The 26,163-nt window shown below is 59.8% G+C and carries 23 protein-coding genes; 16 read left to right on the top strand and 7 right to left on the bottom strand.

What is annotated here, in order from left to right; genetic code table 11:
- Positions 1–46: 46 nt before the first annotated feature.
- Together HSW_RS21790 and HSW_RS21785 are read right to left on the bottom strand one after the other, a co-directional pair.
- Positions 47–1,954 carry a glycoside hydrolase family 13 protein gene (locus HSW_RS21790; protein WP_052346745.1) on the bottom strand — a complete coding sequence of 636 codons (1,908 nt, stop codon included), beginning with the start codon at positions 1,952–1,954 and terminating at the stop codon, positions 47–49.
- A gap of 264 nt (positions 1,955–2,218) precedes the next feature.
- Positions 2,219–3,667: a hypothetical protein gene (locus tag HSW_RS21785; RefSeq protein WP_044003855.1), complete on the bottom strand. Its 1,449-nt coding sequence runs from the start codon at positions 3,665–3,667 to the stop codon at positions 2,219–2,221.
- A gap of 376 nt (positions 3,668–4,043) precedes the next feature.
- On the opposite strand from HSW_RS21785, the gene glgP reads away from it, so the two are divergent.
- Positions 4,044–5,696: an alpha-glucan family phosphorylase gene (gene glgP / locus HSW_RS21780; RefSeq protein ID WP_044003854.1), complete on the top strand. Its 1,653-nt coding sequence runs from the start codon at positions 4,044–4,046 to the stop codon at positions 5,694–5,696.
- A gap of 166 nt (positions 5,697–5,862) precedes the next feature.
- Here glgP and HSW_RS21775 read toward each other — a convergent pair whose 3' ends face one another.
- Entirely contained in the window at positions 5,863–6,456 is a 594-nt protein-coding gene (locus HSW_RS21775; RefSeq protein WP_044003853.1) for an arylesterase, read from the bottom strand.
- Positions 6,457–6,731: 275 nt separating this feature from the next.
- Between HSW_RS21775 and HSW_RS23270 the strand changes: the two genes are divergently transcribed.
- The 7 genes from HSW_RS23270 (at position 6,732) to HSW_RS21740 (ending at position 12,040) form a co-directional block, all read left to right on the top strand.
- Positions 6,732–7,733 (top strand): hypothetical protein, encoded by a 1,002-nt coding sequence (locus HSW_RS23270; RefSeq protein ID WP_052346744.1) that lies wholly within the window; start codon positions 6,732–6,734, stop codon positions 7,731–7,733.
- Positions 7,734–7,777: 44 nt separating this feature from the next.
- Positions 7,778–8,431 (top strand): phage tail protein, encoded by a 654-nt coding sequence (locus tag HSW_RS21765; RefSeq protein WP_231501337.1) that lies wholly within the window; start codon positions 7,778–7,780, stop codon positions 8,429–8,431.
- A gap of 13 nt (positions 8,432–8,444) precedes the next feature.
- Complete coding sequence (locus tag HSW_RS21760) at positions 8,445–9,134, top strand: phage tail protein (protein ID WP_316931400.1); 690 nt, start codon at positions 8,445–8,447, stop codon at positions 9,132–9,134.
- A 2-nt stretch (positions 9,135–9,136) separates the two neighbouring features.
- Positions 9,137–9,811: a phage tail protein gene (locus tag HSW_RS21755; RefSeq protein WP_316931399.1), complete on the top strand. Its 675-nt coding sequence runs from the start codon at positions 9,137–9,139 to the stop codon at positions 9,809–9,811.
- Between the two features lie 18 nt (positions 9,812–9,829).
- Positions 9,830–11,341, top strand: a complete 1,512-nt coding sequence (locus HSW_RS23265; protein WP_052346743.1) for a T9SS type A sorting domain-containing protein — start codon at positions 9,830–9,832, stop codon at positions 11,339–11,341.
- Between the two features lie 133 nt (positions 11,342–11,474).
- A complete protein-coding gene (locus tag HSW_RS21745; protein WP_044003852.1) occupies positions 11,475–11,786 on the top strand; it encodes a thioredoxin family protein in 312 nt (103 codons plus the stop codon).
- A gap of 11 nt (positions 11,787–11,797) precedes the next feature.
- Positions 11,798–12,040 (top strand): DUF6952 family protein, encoded by a 243-nt coding sequence (locus tag HSW_RS21740; protein ID WP_044003851.1) that lies wholly within the window; start codon positions 11,798–11,800, stop codon positions 12,038–12,040.
- A 79-nt stretch (positions 12,041–12,119) separates the two neighbouring features.
- Here HSW_RS21740 and HSW_RS21735 read toward each other — a convergent pair whose 3' ends face one another.
- Complete coding sequence (locus HSW_RS21735; protein WP_044003849.1) at positions 12,120–13,547, bottom strand: hypothetical protein; 1,428 nt, start codon at positions 13,545–13,547, stop codon at positions 12,120–12,122.
- 173 nt (positions 13,548–13,720) lie between these two features.
- Here HSW_RS21735 and HSW_RS21730 point away from each other — a divergent pair, with 173 nt between their 5' ends.
- The 8 genes from HSW_RS21730 (at position 13,721) to HSW_RS21695 (ending at position 22,395) form a co-directional block, all read left to right on the top strand.
- Positions 13,721–14,164 (top strand): ribosome-binding factor A, encoded by a 444-nt coding sequence (locus HSW_RS21730; protein ID WP_044003848.1) that lies wholly within the window; start codon positions 13,721–13,723, stop codon positions 14,162–14,164.
- A gap of 104 nt (positions 14,165–14,268) precedes the next feature.
- A complete protein-coding gene (locus HSW_RS21725; protein WP_044003847.1) occupies positions 14,269–15,078 on the top strand; it encodes a class I SAM-dependent methyltransferase in 810 nt (269 codons plus the stop codon).
- A 94-nt stretch (positions 15,079–15,172) separates the two neighbouring features.
- On the top strand, positions 15,173–16,402 hold the full coding sequence (locus HSW_RS21720) for an FtsX-like permease family protein (protein WP_044003846.1): 1,230 nt from the start codon (positions 15,173–15,175) through the stop codon (positions 16,400–16,402).
- 337 nt (positions 16,403–16,739) lie between these two features.
- A complete protein-coding gene (locus tag HSW_RS21715) occupies positions 16,740–19,706 on the top strand; it encodes a DEAD/DEAH box helicase (RefSeq protein WP_044003845.1) in 2,967 nt (988 codons plus the stop codon).
- A 28-nt stretch (positions 19,707–19,734) separates the two neighbouring features.
- The gene (locus HSW_RS21710; RefSeq protein ID WP_044003844.1) at positions 19,735–19,941 is read left to right on the top strand and encodes a hypothetical protein; all 207 of its coding nucleotides are present in this window, start codon (positions 19,735–19,737) and stop codon (positions 19,939–19,941) included.
- A gap of 52 nt (positions 19,942–19,993) precedes the next feature.
- Positions 19,994–20,500, top strand: coding sequence for an SRPBCC family protein (locus HSW_RS21705; protein ID WP_052346742.1), 507 nt, complete (start codon positions 19,994–19,996; stop codon positions 20,498–20,500).
- A gap of 46 nt (positions 20,501–20,546) precedes the next feature.
- Complete coding sequence (locus HSW_RS21700; protein ID WP_155833101.1) at positions 20,547–21,083, top strand: hypothetical protein; 537 nt, start codon at positions 20,547–20,549, stop codon at positions 21,081–21,083.
- A 121-nt stretch (positions 21,084–21,204) separates the two neighbouring features.
- Entirely contained in the window at positions 21,205–22,395 is a 1,191-nt protein-coding gene (locus HSW_RS21695; RefSeq protein ID WP_044003842.1) for a class I SAM-dependent rRNA methyltransferase, read from the top strand.
- Positions 22,396–22,805: 410 nt separating this feature from the next.
- On the opposite strand, the gene HSW_RS21690 is transcribed toward HSW_RS21695, so the two are convergent.
- The 3 genes from HSW_RS21690 to HSW_RS21680 all read right to left on the bottom strand — a co-directional run bounded on the left by HSW_RS21690 (position 22,806) and on the right by HSW_RS21680 (position 26,149).
- The gene (locus tag HSW_RS21690; RefSeq protein WP_052346741.1) at positions 22,806–23,660 is read right to left on the bottom strand and encodes a glycoside hydrolase family 16 protein; all 855 of its coding nucleotides are present in this window, start codon (positions 23,658–23,660) and stop codon (positions 22,806–22,808) included.
- Positions 23,661–23,773: 113 nt separating this feature from the next.
- Positions 23,774–24,580, bottom strand: a complete 807-nt coding sequence (locus tag HSW_RS21685) for a PKD domain-containing protein (RefSeq protein WP_044003841.1) — start codon at positions 24,578–24,580, stop codon at positions 23,774–23,776.
- Positions 24,581–24,616: 36 nt separating this feature from the next.
- Positions 24,617–26,149: a RagB/SusD family nutrient uptake outer membrane protein gene (locus HSW_RS21680; RefSeq protein WP_044003840.1), complete on the bottom strand. Its 1,533-nt coding sequence runs from the start codon at positions 26,147–26,149 to the stop codon at positions 24,617–24,619.
- Positions 26,150–26,163: the final 14 nt, after the last annotated feature.

Genomic DNA, 26,163 nt, shown 5'->3' with positions numbered 1-26,163 from the left:
CATAAGTAGCGACGAACGGCTGTGGTTCCGCCGCTCGTCGCTAATCTTATTTTTTTAGCTCCACCACCCAGGCCGTGCGGCCCGGTACTTTAAAGCTCTTGAGGTCCGAAACAGGGGTGCCGGTGGTGATTTCCGTGCCCGAGGTAAAGCCGCCTGTGCGCTCTACGAACCGTGCGCCGTCCACGGTTTTCTCGTCTTTGTTGCCGTTGAGCAGCACCATCACCGCCTCGCCCTGGTCGTTGTAGCGGAAGTAGGTGTACACGCCATCCTGCGGAATGAACTGCATGAGCTTGCCTGTGGCCAGCACCGGATGGGCTTGGCGGTAGAGGCTCAGCTTGCTGAGGTAGTTGAACGCCTCGCCGGCCTGGCCCGTGCGGCCGGCCGCCGTGAAGTAGTTTTGCTTGTCGCCGGAGAAGCCACCGGGGAAGTCCTCGCGCACCTTGCCGTCGGGGTTGGAGAAGTTCTTCATCAGCACCTCGGTGCCGTAGTAGAGCTGCGGAATGCCGCGGGTGGTGAGCAGCCAGGCCACGCCCAGCTTGTACTTGTTGAAATCCTCCCCAATCACCGAGTAGAAGCGGCTCATATCGTGGTTGTCGAGGAAGGTCACGTTGCGGGTGGCGTCCTCGTACATCCAGTCGCCCTGCAGGGCTTCGTACACCCGGTTCAGGTTGGGCTGGTCTCCCCGCAGCGCCTCGTGCATGGCGTTCTGCGACTGGAAATCAAACACCGATTCCAGGTTGGACTTGAACCCATCGACGGGCTGGAACACGTTGCGGGCGAAGAAGGCCTGCTGGGCCGTGCTGCCCACCCAGGCCTCGCCAAACTTAAACAGGTTCGGAAACTCCTCGTTCAGGGCCTGGCCCCACAGCATCAGGAATTTGGGGTCAGAATACGGGTAGGTATCGATGCGGTAGGCGTCGAGGCCGGTGTATTCCACCCACCACAAGAAGTTCTGAATCAGGTAGGTAGCTACCAGCGGGTTGCTCTGGTTCACGTCGGGCATGGTGGTGTCGAACCAGCCTTTGTTATACAGCTTGCCATCCAGCTTCGAGCCGTAGGGGTCGTTGAGGGCCGAGGAGTTGTAATTGCTGCGCGTGAAGCCTGGCCATTGGTTGAACCAGTCTTTGGCGGGCTGATCTAGGAATAGGTAGTTTTTGGAGCCCATGTGGTTGAGCACCACGTCGTGCACCACTTTCAGGCCGTTGGCGTGGGCCCGGTCCACAAACTGCTTGTACTCTTCCAGCGTGCCGTAGCGGCGGTCAGTGTTGTAGTAGTCGGTGAGGGCGTAGCCGTGGTAGCTGGCCTTGGGCATGTCGTTTTCCACTACCGGCGTCATCCACAGGGCCGTTACGCCCAGGCTCTTGAAGTAGTCGAAATGGTTTTCGATGCCTTTCAGGTCGCCGCCGTGGCGGGCGTACATCGAGTCGCGGGCCACTTTGGGCGCGCGCATGTCCTTTATGTAGTCGTTTTTCGGGTCGCCGTTCGAGAACCGGTCGGGCATCAGGAAGTAGATAAAATCCTGCTGCGCGAGGCCCTGCACCTTCTGCTTATCGCCGGGCGTGGTGCGCTGCTTCAGCTCGTAGGCGAAGGTGGTCTTCTTAGCGCCCTGGAACTCCAGCTGCAGCTTGCCGGGCTTGGCCGAAGGGCTGATGGTGAGGTTGAGCAGCAGGTAGTTGGAGCTTTCCAGCTTCTGCACGCCGTCCAGCGTGACGCCATCATAGGCTTTGAGCGTGGCGGTGCTGCTGGCAATGCCGGGACCGTGCACCAGCAACTGCAGCTTGGGGTTTTTCATGCCTACCCACCAGAATGTGGGGTCGATGCGCTGGATGGCAGCGGTTTTGGCGGCCGGAGCGGCGGATTCAGTAACGGTCAGGGCCGGGGCAGCCAAGGCTACCGATGAGGTGGCGGCCAGCCAGGAGCCGGCCAGCAGAGGTAGAAATCGGAAGGAGTTCATACGCGGGTGGGAAGTCAGAAACAGTTCTGCCAAGGTACGCACCCCGACCCCGCTCATGCTACTGCCCCAGCCTCCCGAAATGGTGACGTATTGACGGGTTTTTGATGCCCGGTTGATGTAAGCTGCGCAATACCGCTGGCCGACCAGGTAATGCGGTTGTATATGGTTGGTTCTGCCCGGCTCTCATCTGCAAGCAAAAAGCCCCGCCGCCCGGAAGGTCCGGACGGCGGGGCCGTGTGCATCGCGCGGGTTACAGTAGGCCGCTTATTGCAGCTTCGCCAGCCACAGCGAGGCATTCAGGTGCAGGCGGGCGTGGCTCACGTTTTCGTTCCAGCCGTCGTACACGGTGTTGCCGGGCGAGCCGGTGCCGTCATCGGCCGGTGAGGAGTCGCCGATAATTACCACGCGGCCCGTGCCGAAGGTGCTGCTAGCGGCCATGGCCAGGCTGTTGCCCTGGGTGGCCGAGGTGCGCCACACTAGGCCCTGCACCGTGCTGTTGGCGGTGGGGCTGAGCGTCATGGTAGCGCCGTTGTGGAAGGACAGTTGTGATACCCGGCCCTGGGAGCCGTTCATGATGGTATTGGTGCTGGTGGTGAGGGCGTTGCTGCTGTTTTCCACGATGTTGTCCATATTCACTGAAAAGCCGAAGGGGTTGGCCTTCACCGAGTTGTTCTGCATCAAATCGTTCCAGATTTCGGGCGAGTCCCAGCCGTCGTTGTTGCGGTCCGAGATGGTGTGGTCGGAAATCATAAACAGGCCGCCGCCGTTCTGCACGTACTGCAGAATGGCCGTTTTCTCGGCGGCAGTGAATACCGTGTTCGGCTCATCCACCACAAACACGCTGTAGTTGCTCAGGTCCTGGGGGTTGCTGCTGTTGCCGTAACTGATGGCGGTGCCGGCGGGCAGCTGCTCCACCGTGTGGCCCAGCTTCACTAGGGCCACGCCCCAGGCCGAAACCGCGCCCGTCCAGAAGGTTTCCGAGGTAGTAGCCGTGATGCCGCTCTGGTCCGGCGAGGGGTAGCGCGAAGCCACGCCGCTGTTCACGTCCAGCACCCAGTCGGCGTTGCCGGCCAGCTCCCCGTGCGAGCCATCAAACAGGAATTTCTTGCCCGTGCCGGTGGGCGGCGGCGTAGTTCCCCCACCGTACTGCTCCATCGTCACGTTATCGAAGTTCACGCGGTTGGTACCGCCCGAGGTCTTGCGGAGCTGCAAACGGACGTTGCCGCTCAGATTCACCGTGAACGAGGCCGTGCTGAGCGTGGCGCTGCTCGTGGTGATGGTGCTGCCCACTTTGGCGTAGCTGCTGCCGCTATTCTGGCTTACCCACAGCTCCCATTGCGAGCTACCATCGGTGCCGTACACGGCGTGCTGCACCGTAACCACGCCCGCGCCGGTGGTGGCGTTGAAGTTCATCGTGAGGGAGCCCACGTTGCGTACCCGCACCGACTGCGCGCCGGTTTTGGGGTCGGCGGAGGTGTTGCCCAGCAGGGCATCATTCAGTGTCCAAGAGCCCGAGCCGAGCGTGACGGAGCCGGTGGTATAGGCCGTTTTGGTACCGGTGTCGAAGCCCTCCGGGAAGCCGGCGCTGCTTACATCGGCGGTACTGGTAGCAGCGGTGGCCGCAATGGGGGAAGGAAGATTATCCTGTTTGGCACAGGATAGAACGGTGAGGCTCAGCAGGGATGCTGTGAGCCAGCGCAGGGGGTAGCGCATAGCGTGTAGGGTGGTTGTGGGGTGAGAAAAAGGACAGAAAAACCTTTTCAACAAAGGTAGAGGGCCTTTGAGCGGTGAAAAGGGCAAGGAATATTAAGGAATTATTATCAAACACTTAGCTTGCACAAGCTCCTCCCTGACACCCGGTTTTACCACTAAGAACCACCAGCCGAAGGAAATACCCCAGGCACCTCGCCACGGCCATCCAATGATGCTTGTTTGCCTTTTACTAGTGGCGCGTTAACATTTTGGCATTCTTATTTGAATGCAATCCGCTTGGTCCATTCTTTTCCGCTTTTTTTGGCTTTTCAACCGGAGAACTGCTACCATTTAGCGCCTCTGGTAAGCTTCCTCTCACCGCATATCTTCTGCTTTTATGGCATTCGAGTTTAACCCCTATACCCCCGCCCCCGAGTTCAGTACCCCGGCCGCGTATTTCTCCATGGAATTTGCCCTGGATCAGGCCCTGAAAACATACTCTGGCGGCCTCGGCTTTCTGGCCGGCTCGCACATGCGCTCCGTGTATGAGCTCAAGCAAAACCTGGTCGGCATCAGCATTCTGTGGTCATTCGGCTACTACGACCAGGGCCGCAACGAAGACCAGAGCATGCGCGCCGATTTCCGCCTGAAGCACTACAGCTTTCTGCAGGATACTGGCCTGGTGTTCCCCATCACCATCCACAACGCGCAGGTGCTGGTGAAGGCTCTGTACCTGGCCCCCGACACGTTCGGCACGGCCCCGATGTTCTTCCTCACCACGGACATTCCCGAAAACGACTACCTCTCGCGCACCATCTCCCACCACCTCTACGACGCCGACACTGCCGCCCGCGTGGCCCAGAGCATTCTGCTGGGCGTGGGCGGTGGCAAGCTGCTCGATATGCTGGGCCGTCACACGGAGGTATACCACCTCAACGAGGGCCACGGTCTGCCCCTGGCGTTCTACCTCTACGACAAGCACGGCCGCAACCTGGAGGAGGTGAAGAAGCGTCTGGTGTTCACCACCCACACGCCCGAGCTGGCCGGTAACGAGGAGCACCCCATCAAGCTGCTGCACGACATGTCGTTCTTCGGCAACGTGCCGCTGGAGGAAGTGCGCCGCCTGGGCCTGGTGGAGAATGAGCGCCTGAACTACACGCTCACCGCCCTGCGCTTCTCGCGCATCAGCAACGGCGTGAGCAAGGTGCACGGTGAGGTGGCCAACGAAATGTGGGGCACCAATGCGGGCATCTGCCCCATCATTGCCATCACCAACTCCCAGAACGGCACCTACTGGCGCGACAAAGCCCTGCACGAAGCCCTGGTAGCCAACGATGACGTGGCCCTGAAAGCCCGCAAGCATGAGCTGAAAAAGCAGCTGTTCGACATCGTGGCCGACCAGACCGGTACTCTGCTCGACCCCGAAGTGCTGACCGTGGTGTGGGCCCGCCGCTTTGCCGGCTACAAGCGCGCCGACCTGATTCTGCGCCACTTCGAGCGGTTCCTGGACATCGTGAACAACGCCGACCGGCCGGTGCAGGTTATCTGGGCCGGTAAACCGTACCCGAAAGATTTTGGCGCGGTGGCCCTGTTCAACAGCATCATCGAGAAGACGAAGAACCTGGCCAACTGCGCCGTACTCACGGGCTACGAGCTGGGTTTGTCGGCGGCTCTCAAGAAGGGTTCCGATATCTGGCTGAACACGCCGCGCTACCCCCGCGAGGCCTCCGGTACCTCGGGCATGACGGCCGCCATGAACGCCTCGGCCAGCCTGAGCATTGCCGATGGCTGGATTCCGGAGTTCGTGCGCCACGGCGAAAACGGCTTCATCATCGAGCACACCGACATCAACCAGCCCGATGAGGTGAAGGACAACCTCGAAGCCACCAACGTGCTCGACGTGCTTGAAAACGAAATCGTGCCCCTGTACTACGGCCAGCCCGAGAAGTTCCTGGAGCTGGTGAAAACCGGCATGCGCGAGGTAGAGCCCGAGTTCGAGTCGCACCGCATGGCCACCGAGTACTACCAGCGCATGTACGACGCCAAGTAAGCCGGTCAGTGCGAGCGGAGCAATCTTTCCTGCTCTGAGCGCAACGCCCTGATCTACGCAAAAGCCCCTGACGCCAGCACGGACGTCAGGGGCTTTTCTGCTTTTTCAGGGCTTTGAGAATTGGAAAGAACGGCTTATTTCGGCTTCCGGCTTTACAATGACAGGTTTAGTTTGCTCCCAGAACTCCCTGCAACACCTGCCACACGTTCTGGGCCAGGATTTTCTGGCCCTCGGCGTTGGGGTGTACGCCGTCGGAGAGGTTGAGGTGGCGCTGGCCCATCACGCCGTGTAGCAGGAAGGGCACGAAATCGACCTGGTTTTTCTCCGCCAGCTGCCGGAACAACGCGTTGAACTCCTGGGCGTAGTGCCCCAGCCGGCCGCCGCCCAGCGTGGCCAGTGGCCCCAAATCAAAGGGAAACTCCAGGCCCACCAGCACCACCCGGGCCTCGGGGTAGGCGCGGCGGACCGCATCGAGGATGAACTGCAGGTTCTGGGTGGTTTCGCGGACGGGAATGCCGCGCAGGCCGTCGTTGGCCCCCAACTCCAGCACAAACACATCGAGTTGCTTGAAACGCGCCAGGACGGAGCCGATGCGCTGGCGGCCCCCGGCGGTGGTTTCGCCGCTGACGCCGTAGTTGTAAGCTTTGTAGGCGAGGCCAGCGGCGTCAATTTTTTCCTGAATACGGGCCGGAAAAGATTCACTGGCGCGGAGCTGATAACCGGCCGTGAGCGAGTCGCCGAAGAAGAGGAGGGTGTGCATAGTGGGAAGCAGCGCGGACGGCTGCGCTGAAGAAAAGTAGCATCTACGCAGGCAGCAAACGGCCGGCAAAACTTTCCAGCCAAGATTCATCGAGCAGAATGGATAAAAGCCGGATGGAAAAACTTCGCCTATACGACTACTCACTACAGAAAAGTTGCTACTGTGGAGTTGAATTTTCATACTATCCTCAGGGTCAGCATATATATTATGGCCTATATTTCCTAGCTTTGGCACAATATCCAGCACCAGTGTGTGCGGTCCTCTTTTCGGCGAGTATGAACAAAAATCTACGCTTTCAAGTGTTGGCAGCGGCGGCGTTGGCAACTGGTTCCTTTTCAGCCAACGCGCAAACCGGCAGCGTCGGAATTGGGGTGGCAACTCCCAACTCGTCGGCTGTGCTGGACGTGAGCAGCACCACCAAGGGCATTCTGGTACCGCGCCTGACTAGTGCCCAGCGCACGGCCATCAGCAGCCCGGCCCAGGGCCTGCTCGTGTTCCAGACCGATGGCACCCAGCCCGGCTTCTACTACAACGCCAGCACCACCAGCACGGCCAACTGGCTGTGGCTGCCCGATAAGGCCGGGGCCGGCGACAACCTGGGCAACGGCACGGCCACCACGGCCGTGAAGCTGGCCGGCAACACCCTTTCCAACAACGGTACCGGCGGCATCAGCATCACCGATGCGGGCCAGGTGACGGTAACCGGCAACAGCGTGGTAACCGGTAACAGCACCGTAAGCGGCAACAGCAGCACCACTGGCAACAGCGTGGTAAGCGGCAGCGGCAACGTGGGCGGCAGCTTGGCCGTGGGCACCACGGCGGCGGCGGCCAGCTCGGCGGCGCTGGAGGTCAGCAGCACCAGCAAGGGCCTGCTCCCACCCCGCATGACGCTGGCACAGCGCAACGTCATCGGAAGCCCGACCGTCGGCCTGCTCATCATCCAGACCGATAACACGCCTGGCCTCTACCAGTACACCGCCACGGGCTGGTCGACGGTAGGCGCGGGCAACTACACGGCCGAAAGCAACTCGGTGAGTGCCGCCCCTACCTCTGCCGTGACGGTGGCTCCGGCCGTGACCAACATCGTGTATACGAATAACGGTGGCGGCAACGGAGCCGTGACGCTGGGTGCGGGCACGGAAGGCCAGCGCCTCGTTATCGTCAATAACGACAATGAGTTTCTGACGGTGGTATCGGGCAGCGGCACGGGCAACATCCTGTCGCGGTACGCGGCGCGCTACATCTACACCAACGGGGCTTGGCGCCGGGAGTCGTAGGCAGCTCCTCTTTCCGTATTTCTCTTTCGAGCCCCGCTAGTTTCATGGCTGACTTTTCCTCTTCGGCATCCGGCTCCACGGCCGGGCGCCGCTCTTTGCGCCAGCGCCTGCAACGCTGGCTGCGGCCCGGCGCAGCGGCCCAGCCCCGGCAGCTGGTATCCATGCGCCCCAACAGCTCGCAGCCATTTGTGGGCGAAATAGCCATTTTCGCCGGCAACTTCGCCCCGGCCGGCTGGATGTTCTGTCACGGCCAGCTGCTGCCTATTTCAGAATACGAGACACTATTCCAGCTGATCGGGACCACCTACGGCGGCGACGGACAGGAGACGTTTGCCCTGCCCAACCTGCAAAGCCGGGTGCCGGTGCATATGGGTAGTGGACCGGGGTTAAGCAATTATCAACTGGCAGAAGCGGCGGGAGTAGAATCTGTCTCTCTCTCCACCCAGCAGATTCCTTCGCACACGCATGCGGTGGGTGCCAGCGCGTCACCCGGAACATCGGCCTCCCCGCTGGGCTACGTGCCGGCTGACAGCGGCTCCGGCTCGGCCCAGTACACGCAGTCAACGGCCAGCCTCGTAAAACAGCCCACCCAGCCACTGGGCGTGGTGGGTGGCAGTCAGCCCCACGAGAACATGCAGCCCTACTTGGTGGTGAACTACATCATCTCGCTGTACGGGACGTTTCCCTCTCCTACCTAAGCCGATTCGCAGTATGTCTTTCATAAATACTTTGCCGGCGGCCGATTCCTCGCGCCGGAGCTGGTTTAAAAAGCTGGGCGCGGTGCTGGGCGGTGGCCTGTTGCTTGACAAAAACCAGGCTGCCACCGCCGGCCCGCTGGGCGTGGCCGAAACGATGGGCAATACGTCGTTTCTGTCGGAAATCATGCTGGTTTCCTTCAATTTCGCCCCCAGAGGCTGGGCCCTGTGCAACGGCCAGCTGCTGGCCATCAACCAGAACCAGGGGTTATTTTCCCTGCTGGGTACCATGTACGGCGGGGATGGACGAACGAATTTCGCCCTACCCGACCTGCGGGGGCGCGTGGTGGTAGGTGACGGGGCCGGCTTTTCGCTGGGTCAGCGTGGCGGGGCGGAATCTCACCGGCTGCTGGCCAATGAGATTCCGCCCCACGTGCACGGCCTCAAAGCCAGTACCGCCACGGGTACCACCCACCTCTCGGGTACCTCGGGGCCGACGGTGCACAACTACCTGGCCAACAGCGGAGGCGGCGTGCCCCAGTACGGTGGCGATATCAACACCCAACTGGCCAGCTCATCGGCGGTAAACCCGCCCGTTAACGTGTCCAGCGCCATTGGGGGCAGCCAGGCCCACGAAAACCGCCAGCCGTACATCTGCCTCAACTACATCATCTGCCTGCAAGGCATTTTTCCTTCCCAGACCTAGCCGTGCCACTACGTTCTACTACCCCTGTCGGCCCGACCCAGCCGGCCCGCCGGAGCCTGCTCAAGCGTTTGTCAGGCCTGGTGGCCGGCAGTTTCCTGGCCGGGCCGTTGCAGGCGCTGCTGGGCCGCGCCACCCCTGCCGCCGCCGGTACCCTCTCGGGCGGCGACGGGGTGTTTGTGGCGGAAATAATTACGGTGCCGTTCAACTTTGCCCCCAAAGGCTACGCCCGCTGCGACGGGCAACTACTGCCTATTTTCCAGAACACCGCGCTGTTTTCCCTGTTGGGCACTACCTACGGCGGGGACGGCAAATCCACGTTTGCGCTGCCCAACCTGAACGGCCGCGTGGCCGTGGGTGCCGGCCAAGGCCAGGGGCTGAGCCTTTATGATCTGGGCCAGACCGGCGGCGGCGAAACGGTTGAGCTGCTGGGCAGTGAGCTGCCCGCGCATAGCCACACGCTGGACCTCACTTACAGTACCGAGCTGGGCACGCTGGCCTCCCCCGAGAATGCCTATCTGGCCAGCAACGGCTCGGGCCGGGCGCAGTACGAGGCTACCGGCACCGGGTCTACGGCCAGTGTCTTTACGGGCCAGGCTCAGCCCCACAACAACCTGCAACCCTACCTCACGCTCACCTTCTGCATTGCCCTGCAGGGTATTTTTCCGCCACGCGGGTAACCTGCTTTTCTTCTTCCTATGAAGCACTCTTTCCTTATCTGTGGGGCCCTGGTGGCTGCCGCGCCAGTCGTGGGCCAGGGCTTATCCAACCAGGGTGCCATACTATCCATTCAGTCGGGCGCGCAGGTGTCGGTGGTGGGTGATGTGACCGTGAGCAGCGGCGGCACCATTGATAATGCGGGCACTCTGAGTCTGACTGGCAACTGGACCAACGCTACCACTGGCGGCGTGCTCACGCCGGCCACGGGCACCGTGCGGCTCACGGGCACCGCTGCCCAGCAGATTGGCGGCACCACGCCCACCACGTTTCACTCCCTGGATGTAAGCGGTGCCACCGGCCCGGTGCAGCTGGCCACCGATGTTTCGGTGGGCACTACGAGCGGCGTGCTGACGCTGGGCGCCACGCAGGTGCAGCTCAATTCCCGCACGGTTACGCTCAACAATGGCGCGGCTTCGGCCCTGAGCCAGACGACGGGCCGGCTGGTAGCCGAAACTACCCCGGCGGCCGGCTACGGTCGGCTGGTGTGGGTAATCGGCTCCAATACGGGCACCTACACGGTACCTATGGGCACCAGCACCGCCCCGCTCACCATGACGGCGGCCATTACGGCGGCTGGCAGCAGCAGCGGCAACCTGTCGTTCACTACCTACCCCACGCCGGCCAACAACCAGCCATTGCCTGCCGGGGTATCGTCGTTGCAGGGCGACGCCAACTATGCCCTCGACCGGTTCTGGGTTATCACGCCAGCCAACTACACCATCACGCCCACCTCTACGCTCACGCTGGGCTACCAAGACAGCGAGTGGAATACCAGCCCCAACACCATCACGGAAAACCGCCTGCGCCTCCAGCGCTGGAACGGCAGCAACTGGGAGCCCTCGCAGGGCAGCGTAAACCCCACGGCCAATACCCTCACCTCCGACCTGCAGAACACCTACGGCACCTTTGCATCCTCCGACCTCAACCGCCCGCTGCCGGTAACGCTGGTAAGCTTCACGGCCCAGGCGCAGGCCCAGAACGCCCTGCTCAGCTGGAATACGGCCCAGGAACTGAATAACAAGGGATTTGAGGTAGAAGTGAGCCTGGACGGAGCCAACTTCCGTCGGCTGGGCTTTGTAGCCGGGCACGGCACTACGGCCGCGGCCCAGCAGTACCGCTACACCGATGCGGGCGCCGCCCGGCGCGGCACACTGCAGTACTACCGTCTGCGCCAGCTGGATATGGATGGTACTGCTACGTACTCGGCAGTGCAAACAGTGGCCTTCGCGCTTCAGCCAGCGTCCATTGCTGCTTGGCCCAACCCAGCGCGCGATAAGTATACCATCCTATTGACGGCGGCCCGGGCCCAAACTGTGCAGTTGACCATGCATGATGCCGTTGGCCGTCAGGTAAGTCAGGTAGTAGTGCCACTGCAGGCCGGAGAAAACCAACTGCCCGCCACCTTCACCGAAACGCAGCCGGCGGGTGTATACATTCTGTCAGGGATGATAGATGGGCAAGTAGTTCGCACGCGGATAGTGCGGCAGTAAACGCGAGTTCAGGCAGTAAAGGCCAAACCCGGGAAAGAATAAACTTTTTTCCCGGGTTTGGCCTTTACCTTTGCTGCCAGATGAGAATGATTCTCTTCTGTTGAGCCTGATTTTTTCACCAAATACCCCCCGAATGTCCGTTACGAAAGCCACCGACGCCGATTTTCAGCAACTACTGCAAGACAACGAGAAAGTAGTGGTGAAATACTACGCCGATTGGTGCGGCAACTGCCGCCTGTTTTCGCCCAAGTTTAAGCGCTTGGCCGAGCAGAACGAAGGCATGGCCTTCCTGGACGTAAACGCCGAAACCAGCCCCGAGGCCCGCAAACTGGCCAGCGTCACCAACCTGCCCTTCTTCGCTGTATTCCGCAACGGCGAGCTGGTGGATACCGTGGCCGCCAGCAAGGAGGAGGCCGTTGCCAGCCTGATTTCCCGCCTTAACTAAGCCCGCTCGCCATGAAAATGCCCGTAATCAGGCGGTTGGTGGAAACCCAGTCGCTCGACAGCTTGGTGGCCGCCGAGCAGGCCATCTTGGAAGAGCAGACTCCCGCGTTTGAAGTAGAGGGTGAGGACGAAGGCGAGCAGTTGACGCATGTGTTTGCGGCTATCTTCATCCTTAACCACATGCAGGACCACGGCTCCGACTTCAAAACCGCCCTCCGCGAGTACACCGCCAAAGTTCGTGTAAGTATTAGCTAGGCGGCTTAAAAGAGAGATAGTGAAATAGTGAGTTTGCTGTTCTAACCGCGCAACTGGCGCAAGCAGAACAACAAACTCACTATTTCACTATTTCATTTTTAAGCCGATACACGCCGGGCGTATTGGTAGCCTCATACCGGCCAAAAATGGCGGGTATCTTGTATTGCAGCTCCGGCACCAGGCCCCGTTGGTCGATGAGGTAGCGGGGCGGAGCCGCCCGGAAGTTGCGGGCCACCCGGAAAATGGCGTCGTACTCATTCAGATGACCGAAATCGGCCTGCGCCAGTTGCCAGTCGAGATACGGCGTGGCTAAGCGGTTCTGTAGGTACGGGCGCATATCGGGACCTAGCACCAACAGCTGTTGCCCCTGCAGAAAACGGTAGCGGGCAGCGGGCTGCACGGCATAGCGGCTCTCAAGCGGGAGCTGCAGGACGTTCTCCAGAAACAGTGCCGAGCGGTAGCGCACCACCAGTACGGCCCCTACCACCGCCAGCAACAGCACTTCCGGTACCCAGGCCCGCCGGCTTTTCTGCCACAGATATAAACTGAAATAGGTAAGCGGCGGCAGAGCCAGCACCAGCGTGCCCGGTGCCGTGCCGCCACTGGCCGCCGCCATAGCCCCGGCCACCAGTAGCCACACCAGCATCAGTTGCTGAAACTTTATCTGAAACACCAGCCCCGGCGGAATAGCAAAGCTGCGTCCCAAACCCAGCACCAATACCAGCCCTGGCAGCAGCAGCAGCCGCAGCTGCAGCCACAGCGGGAGCCCATCGGCCCCGGCTACCAGTCCGCTCAGCGTGGGCCGCAAATGAAACTGCGCGAAGCCCGGCAGGGAATCGGTGTAGAGGAAAAAGGTGGCTACCACCGCGTACGGAAACAGGAACCCGCACAGCAGCAGCAAAAAGCTCCGGAACGAGTTGGCCGCGAAGATGATAACGGCAAATAGGCCCAGCAGCAGAAACAAGGCCAGCGGCAGGTAGCACAGCGCCGCCACCCCAATCAAGAAACCAGCCCGGAACAGCCGGCGGTTGTCGTAGCCCTCCCGCGAGGTGGGCAGCAGTGCGCTCATGCCGGCAATCAGAAACGTGTGGCCCAGCAGCAGCGGCGAGAGAATATCCAGGTCGGTGGTGAGGGAGCTGAGCAGCAGGTATACCAGCGCCGCCACGTAGCCCCGCTCGGGGTGCACATCGGCCCGGTTGAGCACGAAGTTGAAGCGTAGTGCCTGAAATGTGAGCAGGGCCAGCGCCAGCGCCCGATAAAGCCACAGCGGCCGGTTGCCTACCAGCTCCAACAGCCCCGCCAGCGCGGCTGCCAGCGGCGCGGTGCTGTCGTACACGTCGCGGTAAAGAAGCGCGCCGCCATGCAGCCGCTCCCCGATAAGCAGCGCGCGCAGCTCCACGGGCATCAGCGGAATACCCCACCATAGCAGCGGCAACCGCAGGGCCAGCAGCAGCAGCAGCAGCACGAACAGGCGAGTGGGCAGGGAGCTTTTAAAGAATTGAAGCAAGAAGTCAGGGAGTTGACGCGTTTTGAACGAAGGTAGTGGCGGTATCAGCCGACAGCCGGTTACCGTGGCCCCATTCGTTCCGCAGCAAATATAGCCCTCCCCGGGCCCACCGCCCGAACGGTGTATTTATCTCAACTGTCCAACTCTTTAACTCCCTATCTTTGCGGATTCATATGGAAAGTAAACGACAGCAAAAAGTAGCCAGCCTGCTCCAGCAGGAATTGGCCGCCGTATTTCAGCGCGACCTGCCGCACCTGTTCCCGGGGCTGCCACCCGGCATCAGCCTCGTGCGCGTGTCGCCCGATCTGGGCGTGGCCCGCGTGTACCTGAGCCTGCTCACGCTAGGCAAAACCGACAATACCGCTACCGAAGCCCTGGTGCAGGACAGTGCCAAAATCATCCGGCAGGCCCTGGCCCGGCGCGTCGGCAAGCAGCTGCGCATCGTGCCTGACCTGGTATTCTTCCTTGATGACTCGGCCTCCTACGCTGCCCACATGGACCAGGTATTCGGCGACCTGCACATTCCGCCCGCCCCATCCGAAGGTGTTCCGGATGCTTCGGACGAAGCCGGCAATATCCCCAAACGCCCCAAACTCTTCGCCGACGAAGACGAATAAACAAAGGTGAACTTGTGAAGGGTGATGTGGTGGCAAGGTGACAAGCGCTTTTTCATTCACTCATTTCATAAGTCCACTCTTCACAACTTCACAACTTCACCTCCTTGTACTACGACCCGATTAAGAAGTCGCTCGGCGAAGTATTCAACCGCACGCCGCTGCTGCGTCGCCTCTTCTACCACCTGCTTGATTTGCTGCTTCTGCGTACCTGGCACGTCCATCGGGAGCTGCGCCAGTGGTATAGGGGCCGCACCAATGAGCCGCTGAACATCCTCGACGCTGGTTCCGGCTACGGTCAGTACACCTACTGGCTGTCGGGCCTGAGCCGCAAGTGGCAGATTCTGGCCGTGGATGTGAAGGACGAGCAGGTGGCCGATTCCAACCGGTTCTTCCGCGAAATCGGACGCGTCAACGCCCAGTTTGCCGTGCAGGATCTGGTACTGTATCAGCAGCCCAACGCCTTTGATCTGGCCTTGTCTGTGGACGTGATGGAGCACATTCTGGAAGATGTGGAAGTGTTTCGCAACATCCACGCCTCTCTCAAGGACGGCGGCATGCTGCTCATTTCCACTCCCTCCGACCAGGGCGGCTCCGATGTGCATTCCGACGGCGAAACCAGCTTTATTGAGGAGCATGTGCGCGACGGCTACAACATTCATGAAATTCAGCAGAAGCTGCGTACGGCCGGTTTCGAGCGGATTGAGGCCCGCTACAGCTACGGCGAGCCGGGGCAGGTTTCGTGGCGGCTGAGCATGAAATACCCGATTCTGATGCTGGGCAAATCGAAGCTGTTTTTCCTGCTGCTGCCATTCTATTATCTGCTTACGTTTCCGTTCTGCCTCATTCTGAACTGGTTTGATGCCAATACGGAGCACCAGTCGGGTACGGGCCTCATTGTGAAAGCCTGGAAATAGACCTTTTCAGTTGGGGCGCGTATCTTGCTCCTGATTATTCCGCTCCTATTCCTCCACTCCGCCTTTCATCTAGCTCCGCCCCCGCGCCCCGCACGTGAACGTACCTTTGCTCATTGCCCGGCGTTATTTTCTCTCGAAGAAGAAGCGCAACATTATCAGCATCATCTCCAACATTTCCATGGTAGGCGTGGCCGTGGGAACGATGGCGCTGATTATTGTGCTGTCGGTGTTCAACGGGCTGGAAGACCTGGTACGCAGCCTCTACGGCAAATCCGACCCCGATCTGGTGATTTCGGCGGTGAAAGGCAAAGCGTTTGAGCTGCAGGCCCCCATGCTGGTCCAGATTCGCCGTACGCCGGGCGTGGGCCTGGTTACGGAAGTAATCGAAGACAATGCCCTGCTGCAGTACCGCGACCGGCAGATGGTAGTGAAGATGAAGGGCGTTTCCAGCAACTACTACCACCAGAGCAACATTGATTCCGCTATTGTGGATGGCAGCCATCAGCTGCACCGCGACGGGCTGGACTATGCGTTGGTAGGAGCCGGCGTACAGCATGAGCTCAGCATTACCCTCGACAACCGGTTTGCGCCCATGCACCTGCTGTATCCGCGCAATACGGGCAGGAAAACCCTCTCAATGAACCCCGAAACGGCGTTCAACGAGCAGAATATTCTGGCCGGCGGGGTCTTTCTGATTGAGCAGCACATTGACGATAGCTACGTTTTTGTGCCCCTGCAGTTTGCTCAGGATTTGCTACGATACGGGAATCGGCGGACGGCCCTGGAGATAAAAGCCATGCCCGGCCGGGATATTGCCGACGTGAAAAAGGCGCTTAAAAAGCAGCTCGGCCCCGGCTTCAAAGTGCTGGATTCTGACGAGCAGCACGTTTCCTTGCTGAAGGCTATCAAGGTGGAGAAGATGTTTGTGTTCATCACGTTTGCCTTTATCCTACTGATTGCCAGTATCAACATCTTCTTCTCCCTCTCGATGCTGGTAATCGATAAGCGCAAGGACATGGCCGTACTGATGGCTATGGGAGCCAGTACGCGTACGATCCGCAACATATTTCTGCTTGAAGGTGCCATTGTGGCCCAGGTAGGCGCAATTACCGGGCTGGTGCTGGGCGTGGGTATCTGCTGGCTGCAGCAAACCTTTCACATTGTGAGCATGGGTATGGCTACCAGCGTAGTAGACTCCTACCCCGTAAAAATGCAGCTTTCCGATGTGGTGCTGACCGGTATTGCCATCATCTTCATTACCATATCGGTGTCTATCCGGCCGGCTCTGAATGCAGCGAACCTCGACCTTCGCGAAAATCTGTAAACTTGGAACCACTTGGCTAAGTGCTGAGTAGGTGGTCCCGGAGTGGGAATTTTTGCGCTCCGCACCGAATAGGTACTACTATTCCGTCCCGAATTGAAACGGTAGCCGCCCGCTCAGCTTAACCAAGCCGGGCGGGCGGTTGTTTCTTTGCTAGAAACTATAACTATGAAAAGGGAACTCCGTTACCTTCGTAGACTGCAAAGGGCCATCGGACCATCTGGTTTGCTAGTTCTAACAGTTTAATGTAATTATTCTTGGATTAAATTTTAATTTTTGGTAGAAAACATAGTATTTAGCATTTGTTACTACTTTCAACACTGCATTTTAGTTGCCGACCATGAAGGTCTCTACTTCTCAGCCATTTCAAATTGTTTATTCGCTACTCGAGCACGAGTATCTGGGCTATTTATTTGAGTCCTATGTGGTGCAGCGCAACCAGCGCGGCCAGCTGACCCTGCAGCATCAAACGGTATCGGCCAAAAATGCCCCGGAGTTTGCCGACGGCTTGGACGAAACAGATTTTGAGTTGATTGCCCTGACCGACCAGATCCAGCAGGATGTGGTGATTAAGGAGTTCTGGTCGAAAAAGACTACCCCGGCCGACTTCTTTTTGAAGATTTACGACCCCGAGAAAGGCGATAAAGGCCTGCAGGACGCTATTTGCCAGTACGTGCAGGACCGGATGGGCCAGATCCTGGATCGGCTCCAGGGCAAGTACGTGTTCATTATGGGGAAGGATGGGGAACCTACGTGGCGCGAAATCGGGGTGGCCCCGGAACCCGCGTCCGTGCTGTTTCACTTCCGCCGCAACGAGGAAAGCACCCACTATTTTCCCACCATTCAGTACCAGGGCCAGAAGCTCGACTTTCAGTATAAGAACGCGGTAATTGTATGCGAGCAGCCGGCCTGGCTGCTGCTGGGCGATATGCTCCACAACTTCCGCAACGATGTGGATGGCAAAAAGATCAAGCCCTTTCTCAACAAGAAATTCATTGTGATTCCCCGGCAGGTGGAGGACAGCTACTTCCAGCGGTTTGTGGCCCCGCTGGTCGAGTCGTTTGACGTGCATGCCCGGGGCTTCGACATCCGCTCGGAGCGGTATGTGGCCCGGCCGCAGCTTACCTTTTCGGATGCGCCGCGTGCCAGTCTGGTGGCTGTTGCGCCGACCCGGCCCACCGTGGCACGCCGGAGTACGAGTAGTGCGGCGGTGGCTACTGCCGCGCCGCCCGTATCCGACCATATTCACTTCGACCTGAGCTTTCAGTACGGCGACCATACCGTGCATACTACCCACGACAAGCGGGTGTGCGTGAAGCTGGAAAAGAAGGAGGATAGCTATATTTTCCACCGGCTCATCCGCAACCTCGACCGGGAACAGGAAATTATTGCGGAGCTGCACGACCGGGCTCTGGAAGTGCGCAACGGCCGCGCGGTGCTGGAAAAAGCCACCGCCTTCCGCTGGCTGCACCATCACGCTGATGAGCTGGTGCGCTTGGGCTTTACAGTGCAGCAGGGCACGTCTTCGGGCAAGGATTACTTTATCGGAGCCGTAACGGTGCAGGTGGGCATCACGGAAACCAACGACTGGTTTGACGTGCATGGCACCGTGCGCTTCGGCGAATTCGAAATTCCTTTTATCAAGCTGCGGCCCTATATCCTCAACAAACGCCACGAATTTCGGCTGCCGAACGGGCAGATTGCCATTATTCCGGAGGAGTGGTTTACGCAGTACCTGGAGCTGTTTGCCTTCTCGGAAGAGCAGCATAACGGACTGACCCTGCGCAAACACCACTTGGCTCTGGTGTCAGACCTGCAGAATGGTAACTTGGCCACTGTAGTCATGTCGCGCAAGCTGGAGAAGCTGCGCGAGTTTGAGGCCGTGGAGGATCGGCCCATGCCGGCCTCGTTCCGGGGTGAGCTGCGACCTTATCAGAAAGCCGGTTACAACTGGCTTCACTTCGTGCAGGACTACCACTTCGGAGGGTGTCTGGCCGATGATATGGGGCTTGGCAAGACTATCCAGACACTGGCGCTGCTGCTGCAACGCAAGGAAAGCGGCGCGGCCAAGGGGGCGGCTTCCTTGCTGGTGATGCCTACTTCGCTGGTGTACAACTGGATGACGGAGGCCTTCAAATTCACGCCCGCGCTGCGGCTGCTCATCTATACGGGCACATACCGCGATAAAAACGTGGAGCAGTTCGCCGATTATGACTTGGTACTGACCAGCTACGGCATTGTGCGCCTGGATGTGGAACTGATGAAGTCGTACAAATTCGACTACGTGATTCTGGACGAGTCGCAGGCCATCAAGAACCCGGGCTCCACTACTTCACAGGCGGTGCGGGGGCTGCACTCGCGCCACCGACTGATTCTGACGGGCACGCCGGTAGAAAATAGTACGATGGACCTATGGTCGCAGATGTCGTTTATCAACCCTGGGCTGCTGGGCACGCAGGCTTTCTTCCGCAAGGAATTCCTCAAGCCCATTGAAAAGGGTAAGGATGAAGCGAAAACCAAGCGTTTGCACGCTCTCATCAAGCCCTTTATTCTGCGTCGGCACAAGGCCCAGGTAGCTAAGGAGCTGCCCGCTAAGATTGAAAACTTGAGCTACTGCCCCATGACGGAGGAGCAGCAGCATTGCTACGAGGAAACCAAGAGCTTTTATCGCAACAAAATTCTGCAGAGCATTGAGGAGCACGGCACGGCCAGCACCCAGTTTATGCTGCTGCAGGGCCTCACCAAGCTGCGGCAGATTGCCAACCATCCCCGCATGGCCGATGAAGAATACCAGCACGAGTCGGGTAAGCTGCGGGAGGTAATCCGGATGGTGAAAAGCGTGGTGTCGGAAGGACACAAGGTGCTGGTGTTTAGTCAGTTTGTGAAGCATCTGGATATTGTACGGGCGGCCCTCGATGAGCGGCAGATTGAGTACGCCTACCTCGACGGCAATACCCGGGACCGGCACAAGGAAGTGGCCCGTTTCCAGGAAACCGACGAGCTGCGGGTGTTTCTCATCAGCCTGAAAGCGGGCGGCGTGGGCCTTAACCTCACCGCCGCCGACTACGTGTTTATCCTCGACCCGTGGTGGAACCCGGCCGTGGAGGCCCAGGCCGTAGACCGCGCCCACCGCATCGGGCAGCAGCGCACAGTATTCACCTACAAGTTCATCACCCAGAACACGGTGGAGGAGAAAATCCTGGCCCTGCAGAACAAGAAAATTCAACTCGTCACCGACCTCATCACCACCGACGAGGCCATTATCAAGAGCCTCACCAAGGAGGATATCGAGGAGCTGCTGGGGTAATATTTATATACGTACTCTTATACATTACATGGGTCTGTTCGACGCGCCAAAACCCGTACGGGTAGAAATAAAGGGCCACACGCTGCAGTGCGTTATCTGTGGGCACCAGGGCTTCCACCGCAACGAGGTGAAGCTGGAACGCGCCGGGCTGTTCACCTCTGACTGGTCCGACCCGCATGCCATCTGCTACGAGTGCGACAACTGCGGCTACCTGCACTGGTTCATGCCGAAATAGTAGGCCGAGGCTCCGGCAAAACCCTGGGTCGCCGACCGGAGTTTAGCTGGTTATGCACCTCTACCTCCGTACCCACGTTGCCGCCGCGCCCGCCCAGGTGTGGCAGGGCTTTACCCGGGAGTTGTTTCTGGCTCTGGCTCCGCCGTTTCCGCCGTTCCGGCTGCGCCGCTTCGATGGCTGCCACCGCGGCGACGAGGTGCACATTGAGCTGGGGGCCGGGCCGCTGCGCTACCTCTGGACCTCGCTCATCACCGACCACGGCACCACCCCCGACGGCACGTACTACTTCGTGGATGAGGGCCGGCAGTTGCCGCCGCCGCTGCGCCAATGGCGGCACCGCCACCTGATGCAGCCCGCGCCCGGCGGCGGCACGTACATTGTGGAGGACTTGGAATACACGGCCGGCTCGGGGCTGCTGGATAGATTGCTGTGGCCGGCAATGTGGGCGCAATTCGCGTGGCGCCGGCCCATTTATCGTCGGTGGTTCGGACAGCCGGGCCAGCGGTTGCTTTCCGAAACTGCTCCGGCAGGCAGCGCGGGTGGTCCGGCCACCGTATAGGAGCTCATCCGGCCGCGTATCTTGCGGCTTCTCTGCGGTTCTGCCCATGCCTACTACTTCTACTCCTGCCCGCCGCGCGCGGCTGTTTTCCTGCCTCCCACTGGTAATGCTGCTTTTGTTGCTGGTAACCAGCTGCCGTAGTAGCCAGTCGGCGTACCAATTCAGGCCAGCTGCCCAGCCGGTAACAGTGCGCGTAGCTGCAGCCGCCGCCGAGGCAGATGCCGAGCAAACGGCTGCCCCGGTAACTGCTGCCGTCGCGCCAGCCAAACTGAAACCACTGCGGCAACAAACGCTAAAAACCCGGCAGGTGCGTCGGCAGCTTCTGCAGGCAGCGGCCTACACTGTAGTACCGCAGGTAAAAGACCGGGCGACAAAGTCAAGTGCACAACGTGTGCGGCGGGCGGCCGGACCAAAACAAACCTCGGAAGTAGGGCTGGGAACCACAGTGTTGGGCGTGCTGGGCTTGGTGGTGCTGCCGGTGGCACTACTTGGCCTGCTGATCTGGGGTGGGCCAGTGTGGGCTATTCTGGCGGGGCTGGCGGCCCTGGCAGTGCTGGTTGCGTACCTTGATCCATTTGGTTAGCCGTAGCGGCTCTGAGGCGGGATAGAGTTTCCGGAAGCTGAGATGTGGCTGACATAGGCGGACCAGAGTATCCTCGGCGGGTTAGGTTACCTTTGCAGTCCAATTCTTCAAGCTGCATCCTATGACCTCTGCCATTGTCACCCTCAAACCCGGAAAAGACCAGTCCCTGCGCCGTCGGCACCCGTGGGTATTTTCAGGGGCCATTGCCCGTCTGCAGGGTGAGGTAGTGGAGGGAGAAGTCGTGACGGTACAGGCCTCTAACGGTGAGGTATTGGGCGTGGGTCATTATGCCCCCGGCTCCATTGCCGTCCGGATGCTTGATTTTGGTGCCGGTGCCCAGCTGCCCGACGCGGCCTTCTGGGAAGCCCGCCTGCGCAATGCCTACCAGCTGCGCCAGGGCCTGGGCCTGACGGGCACCGGCAACACCAATGTGTACCGTCTCACCCACGCCGAGGGCGACGGTGTGCCCGGGCTCATTATTGATGTCTACGGTGACACGGCCGTGGTGCAGGCGCATAGCGCGGGCATGTACAAAGCCCGGCCGCTGATTGCCGAGGCTCTGCAGGCCGTAATTCCCGGCCTGCGCGCAATCTATGATAAGAGTGCTGAGACGGTACCGGCCAAGGCTGCCCCGGGGGCTCAGAACGGCTACCTGTTCGGGGGCGGCAGCGGGCAGGAGCATGTGGTGCACGAGAACGGCCACCCGTTTGCTGTGGATTGGGAAACGGGCCAGAAAACCGGCTTCTTCATCGACCAGCGCGACAACCGCAGCCTGCTGGCCCGCTATGCGCCCGGCCGCCGGGTGCTCAACACGTTCTGCTACACCGGCGGCTTCAGCTCCTACGCCCTGCAGGCCGGAGCCGAGCTGGTGCATTCCGTGGATAGCTCGAAGCGCGCCATTGAACTCACGGAACGCAACGCGGCCCTCACCGGCCTCGAAAGCAAGCACGCCGCCTACGCCGAGGACGTGTTCAGCTTCATGAAGAACAGCCAGGAACAGTACGACCTGATCGTGCTCGACCCGCCGGCATTTGCCAAGCACCTCTCGGCCCGCCACAACGCCCTGATGGGCTACAAGCGCCTGAACGCGGCCGGCATTCGGCAGATTGCCCCCGGCGGCCTGCTGTTCACCTTCAGCTGTTCGCAGGTAGTGTCGGCCGAGCTGTTTGAAGGCGCGGTACTGGCGGCGGCTATTGAAGCCGGCCGCCCGGCCCGCATCCTGCACCGCCTCACCCAACCCGCCGACCACCCCGTGAGCCTCTTCCATCCCGAAGGCGAATACCTGAAAGGCCTAGTGTTGGCCGTGGAGTAAGCTCAGCAACTGCAATGAAATAGCCATGCACAGAAAAGGCCGGACGAAGCAGCTGCTTCGTCCGGCCTTTTCTGTGCATGACGCGGCAAAAACCAGGAGCCGGGCTGCACCCCTAACAGGCAGACCGGCTCCGGTATTACCCCACTGACCAAGGAGAGTCAGCAGGGAAGGCTAGAAATACACTGATTTGATGTTGTGGAAAGGCCCGTAATCCACAGTAATTACTGAGGAAGGGTGGATTTAGGCTGAGCCTTCTTCCTGGCAGGTGTATTTCCGGTTGCTAGGTGCGGCAGCACGCAGAAAACCACAACTGAGCACCACCATCACCCGGCCCAGCGGAGCAAAACTCCCGGAAGCCCCGGCCTCTGTTGGTTCGTTTTCCACCCCCGAAAGCAGGCCGTGGCGCTGGCTTATTTATACTGATAATATCGGACGTAGTCTACCTGCATCTGTTGCGGGAAGGTGGCTGAGCCGTCGGGGTTGCCATCGAACAGCCCACCCACGGCCACGTTCAGAATCATGAAAAAAGAGTTGTTAAACGGGAAGGGTGCACCTTCGGTGCTGGTGTAGGTGTAGTAGGGGGTAGCCGCGCCATCTAGGTAGAAGCGGCTCATGTTTTTGCTACGCACCACACTGTAGGTATGGAAATCGGCCGACAAGTCGGTTGTCAGCTTTTCGGTAGTGCCCCGGTACTCGTGGGTGCCGCTGCTATTGGCGAAATGCATGGTGGAGAGTAGCTCCGTAGGGCGGCTGCCCCGCAGCTCCATAATATCAATTTCGCCGCACTTGGGCCAGTTGTTCTGGTCAATGTCAGCGCCCAGCATCCAGATGGCGGGCCATACGCCCTTGCCCTTCGGAATCTTCGCCCGAATATCGAGGCGGCCGTACTGGAAGCTTTGCTTGCCCTTGGTAATCAGGCGGGCCGAGGTATAGCTGTTACCCGTTTGCAGGGCCTGAATGGTGAGCTTACCGTCGCGCACGAAGGAATTGTCGGGGGAGCTGGTGTAGGTTTGCAGCTCTTGGTTGCCCCAGCCACCGCCGCCTAGCTCATTGGTCCATTTGCTTTGGTCCAGAGTCGCGCCATCAAATTCGTCGCTCCATTTCAGGTCGGTGTACTCTCCGTATTCCTTGGCGGCTTCGTTGGCAACCGGCACTACCGGGGTAGGGGCAGGAATATTCTTGGTTTTGGTTTCAGTGCAGGCCGACAGGCCCAGCGCAAGGCTAGCTGCCAGCAGGCCGAAACGAAACCGGAAGTGATTTTTCATAGGAAGGGGTGCTACGTAAACCAGCTCAATGCATCGGGTGCGCGGGCAGGTTGTACAAAGCCGGCCGGAGCGACATCCCGGCCGGCTTTGCGGTACAGGTTGGAATAGGAGGGCTATTTCACCGCCAGCTTGATGGTGAAAACTACGCCGGCACTAGGCGCACCGGCCCGCAGTACCATTTTCTGGTTGTCGATGGAAAGAATGCGGTACACTAGGTCCGGGGCATCGGTGATACCAATGAATGAGCCTGCAGTGCCCAGCGTGAGCTGCGCTAAACCAGTGCCGGTGGCATCACCAAACGTGAAGGGCGTAGTGCGGGAGCGGGGAGCCTGGCAGCCGCCAGCTGCCCCGGCCACGAAGGTTTGGGCTTTGGCGTCGTAAGTATACACGTTGCTGGTGCTGAAGGTAAACTCATCATCGGCCTGGCAGGCAGGCAGACTACCGGCCGCACCGCCGGCGTAATAGCCCGTGGGGTCCGCATCGTTAGGCCCTACTACAATGGTAGCGGCCACTGAGTTATCCAACTTCCAGGTGCGAGATGAGCCCCCAGTGAGCAGTTGATTGACGATGCTGAGCGGAGAGGCAATGACTACCTCCCGCGTCTCGGAAGTGGTAGCCCCGCCCCGGCCCGCTGCCGTGAGCTTCACCTTCATGGTGCCGCCCTTGGCGTAGGTGTGGGTAACCGTCTGGCCCGAGCCGATGGTGCCATCCCCGAAATCCCACTGATACAGAAAGGCATCGGTGCTGGTGCTGGTGAAGGTGACTTCGGAGGTGAGGCCCACTACTTTGGGCGTACTGGAGGTAAAGCTAACGGTCGGCTTGGGGCCTTCCAGCTTGCCGTCTTCGTCCTTATCACAAGCGGTGAAGAGCAGTGAGCCGGCCAGAAGGACCAGGGCTGCCTTGTTCCATGTATGTTTCATTGTGCTGAAAAGCTGAAATCGTTCGTGAAAATGAACCTAGTAGCCAGGGTTCTGCACCAGCCCGGGGTTGGCATCCAGCTCCGACTGCGGAATGGGAAGTACCAAGTGGGTTTTGGTAGGAATACCGCGCACCGCCCCGATGTTGAGGGAGCGTAGATACGCGGCCTGCGCCGTCATTACCGGAATAAGGCCGTACGGCGTACCATCGTAACGCTTCAGGTCAAACCACCGGTCAAACTCGAAGGCCAGCTCGTACTTGCGTTCCTTCAGGACTGCGGCCGTGAAGTCGGCGGTACCGGCCGTAAGGTCACGGGCAGGAGAAGCGGTGTTGATGTCCAGCCCGAAGGCCCGGCGGCGAACTTTGTTAATGGCTTCCAGTCCTTCGGTAGTCGGGCCAACGGCCTCCGCCAGAATCAGGTACATCTCAGCTAGGCGCAATACCGGCACATTCAGGGGCGAGTCCCAGATGTTGGTGTTCACCTTGCCTACAAACCACTTCTTGGTGTTATAGCCGAATGGTGAACCAGTGGCTTTGGCCGACTGCTTACCGCCGTCGGGGTACGTGTCGCCGGGCACCCAGATGCTAGCTGATTTGCGCGTGTCGCCGGCCTCGTAGCCATCCACGAAGTCGGGCTCGGGAATGTTGAAGCCGTAGCCGCTGCCGGGCGTCTGGTTGGCACCCCGAGGGCCGAAGAACTCGTTCATCGATGAGCCCACGTTGTTACGGTCATATTCATTCCGACCGTTCACGTACTGAATTTCGAACAGCGACTCTTTGCCGTTCTCGTTGGCCACTTTGAAGTTGTCGCCGTAGTTGGCCCACAGCGACTTGCCCGAGCCGGTAATAACTTCCCGGGCACGCTGCGCGGCTTCGGTTTTCTTGCCTTGGGTGATGTAGACTTTTGCCAACAGGCCCGTAGCTGCCCACTTGGTAGCCCGGCCCAAATCGGCGCCGCTGTAGGAGCCCGGCAGGTTGCCGATGGCGTCTTTCAGGTCCTGCTCAATCTGGGCGTACACCTGAGCGGCGGGAGTGCGCGGAATATTTACCGCCTCAGGGCTGGCCGGCGGGCTGGTGAACAGAGGCACGTCGCCGTAAGCGCGCACCAGATCAAAGTAGTATTTGGCCCGCAGAAACTGCGCTTCGCCCAGGCAACGCTTCTGAATATCGGGGTCCATGCCCTGAATACCAGGCACCTTCTGGAGCACGATGTTGGCCCGTTGCACCCCGATGAAACAGCCACCCCATAGACGGTTCGTGACGATGTTGGTAGATGGAATGCTGAAGGCCTCCAGCTGCTTGTACTCAATACCGTCGTTGCCGTCGTCGCCGCCCGTTACCGAGATGTCGGCCATGATATCGAAGGCCCACATGGAAAGGTTGTACTGACCTTCTTTGGTCAGTTCGCTATACGCCGCCGTTACAGCCTGAATGGCATCGGTCTGGTTCTGGTAAAAGTTGATATCCGTTACCTGATCGGAAGGAGCTTCTTCCAGGAACTTCTCGGTGCAGCCAACCAGCAAGCCCAGTGACAGCAGAAAAGCACTGCAGGTGAGTTTTGAAATAGTCATGATGAGGGGGTGGG

This window comes from Hymenobacter swuensis DY53 (assembly GCF_000576555.1).
Classification (GTDB): Bacteria; Bacteroidota; Bacteroidia; order Cytophagales; family Hymenobacteraceae; genus Hymenobacter; species Hymenobacter swuensis.
The sequence above is the reverse complement of the archived record's forward strand: the minus strand, read 5'-3'. Positions and strand labels throughout refer to the sequence as shown.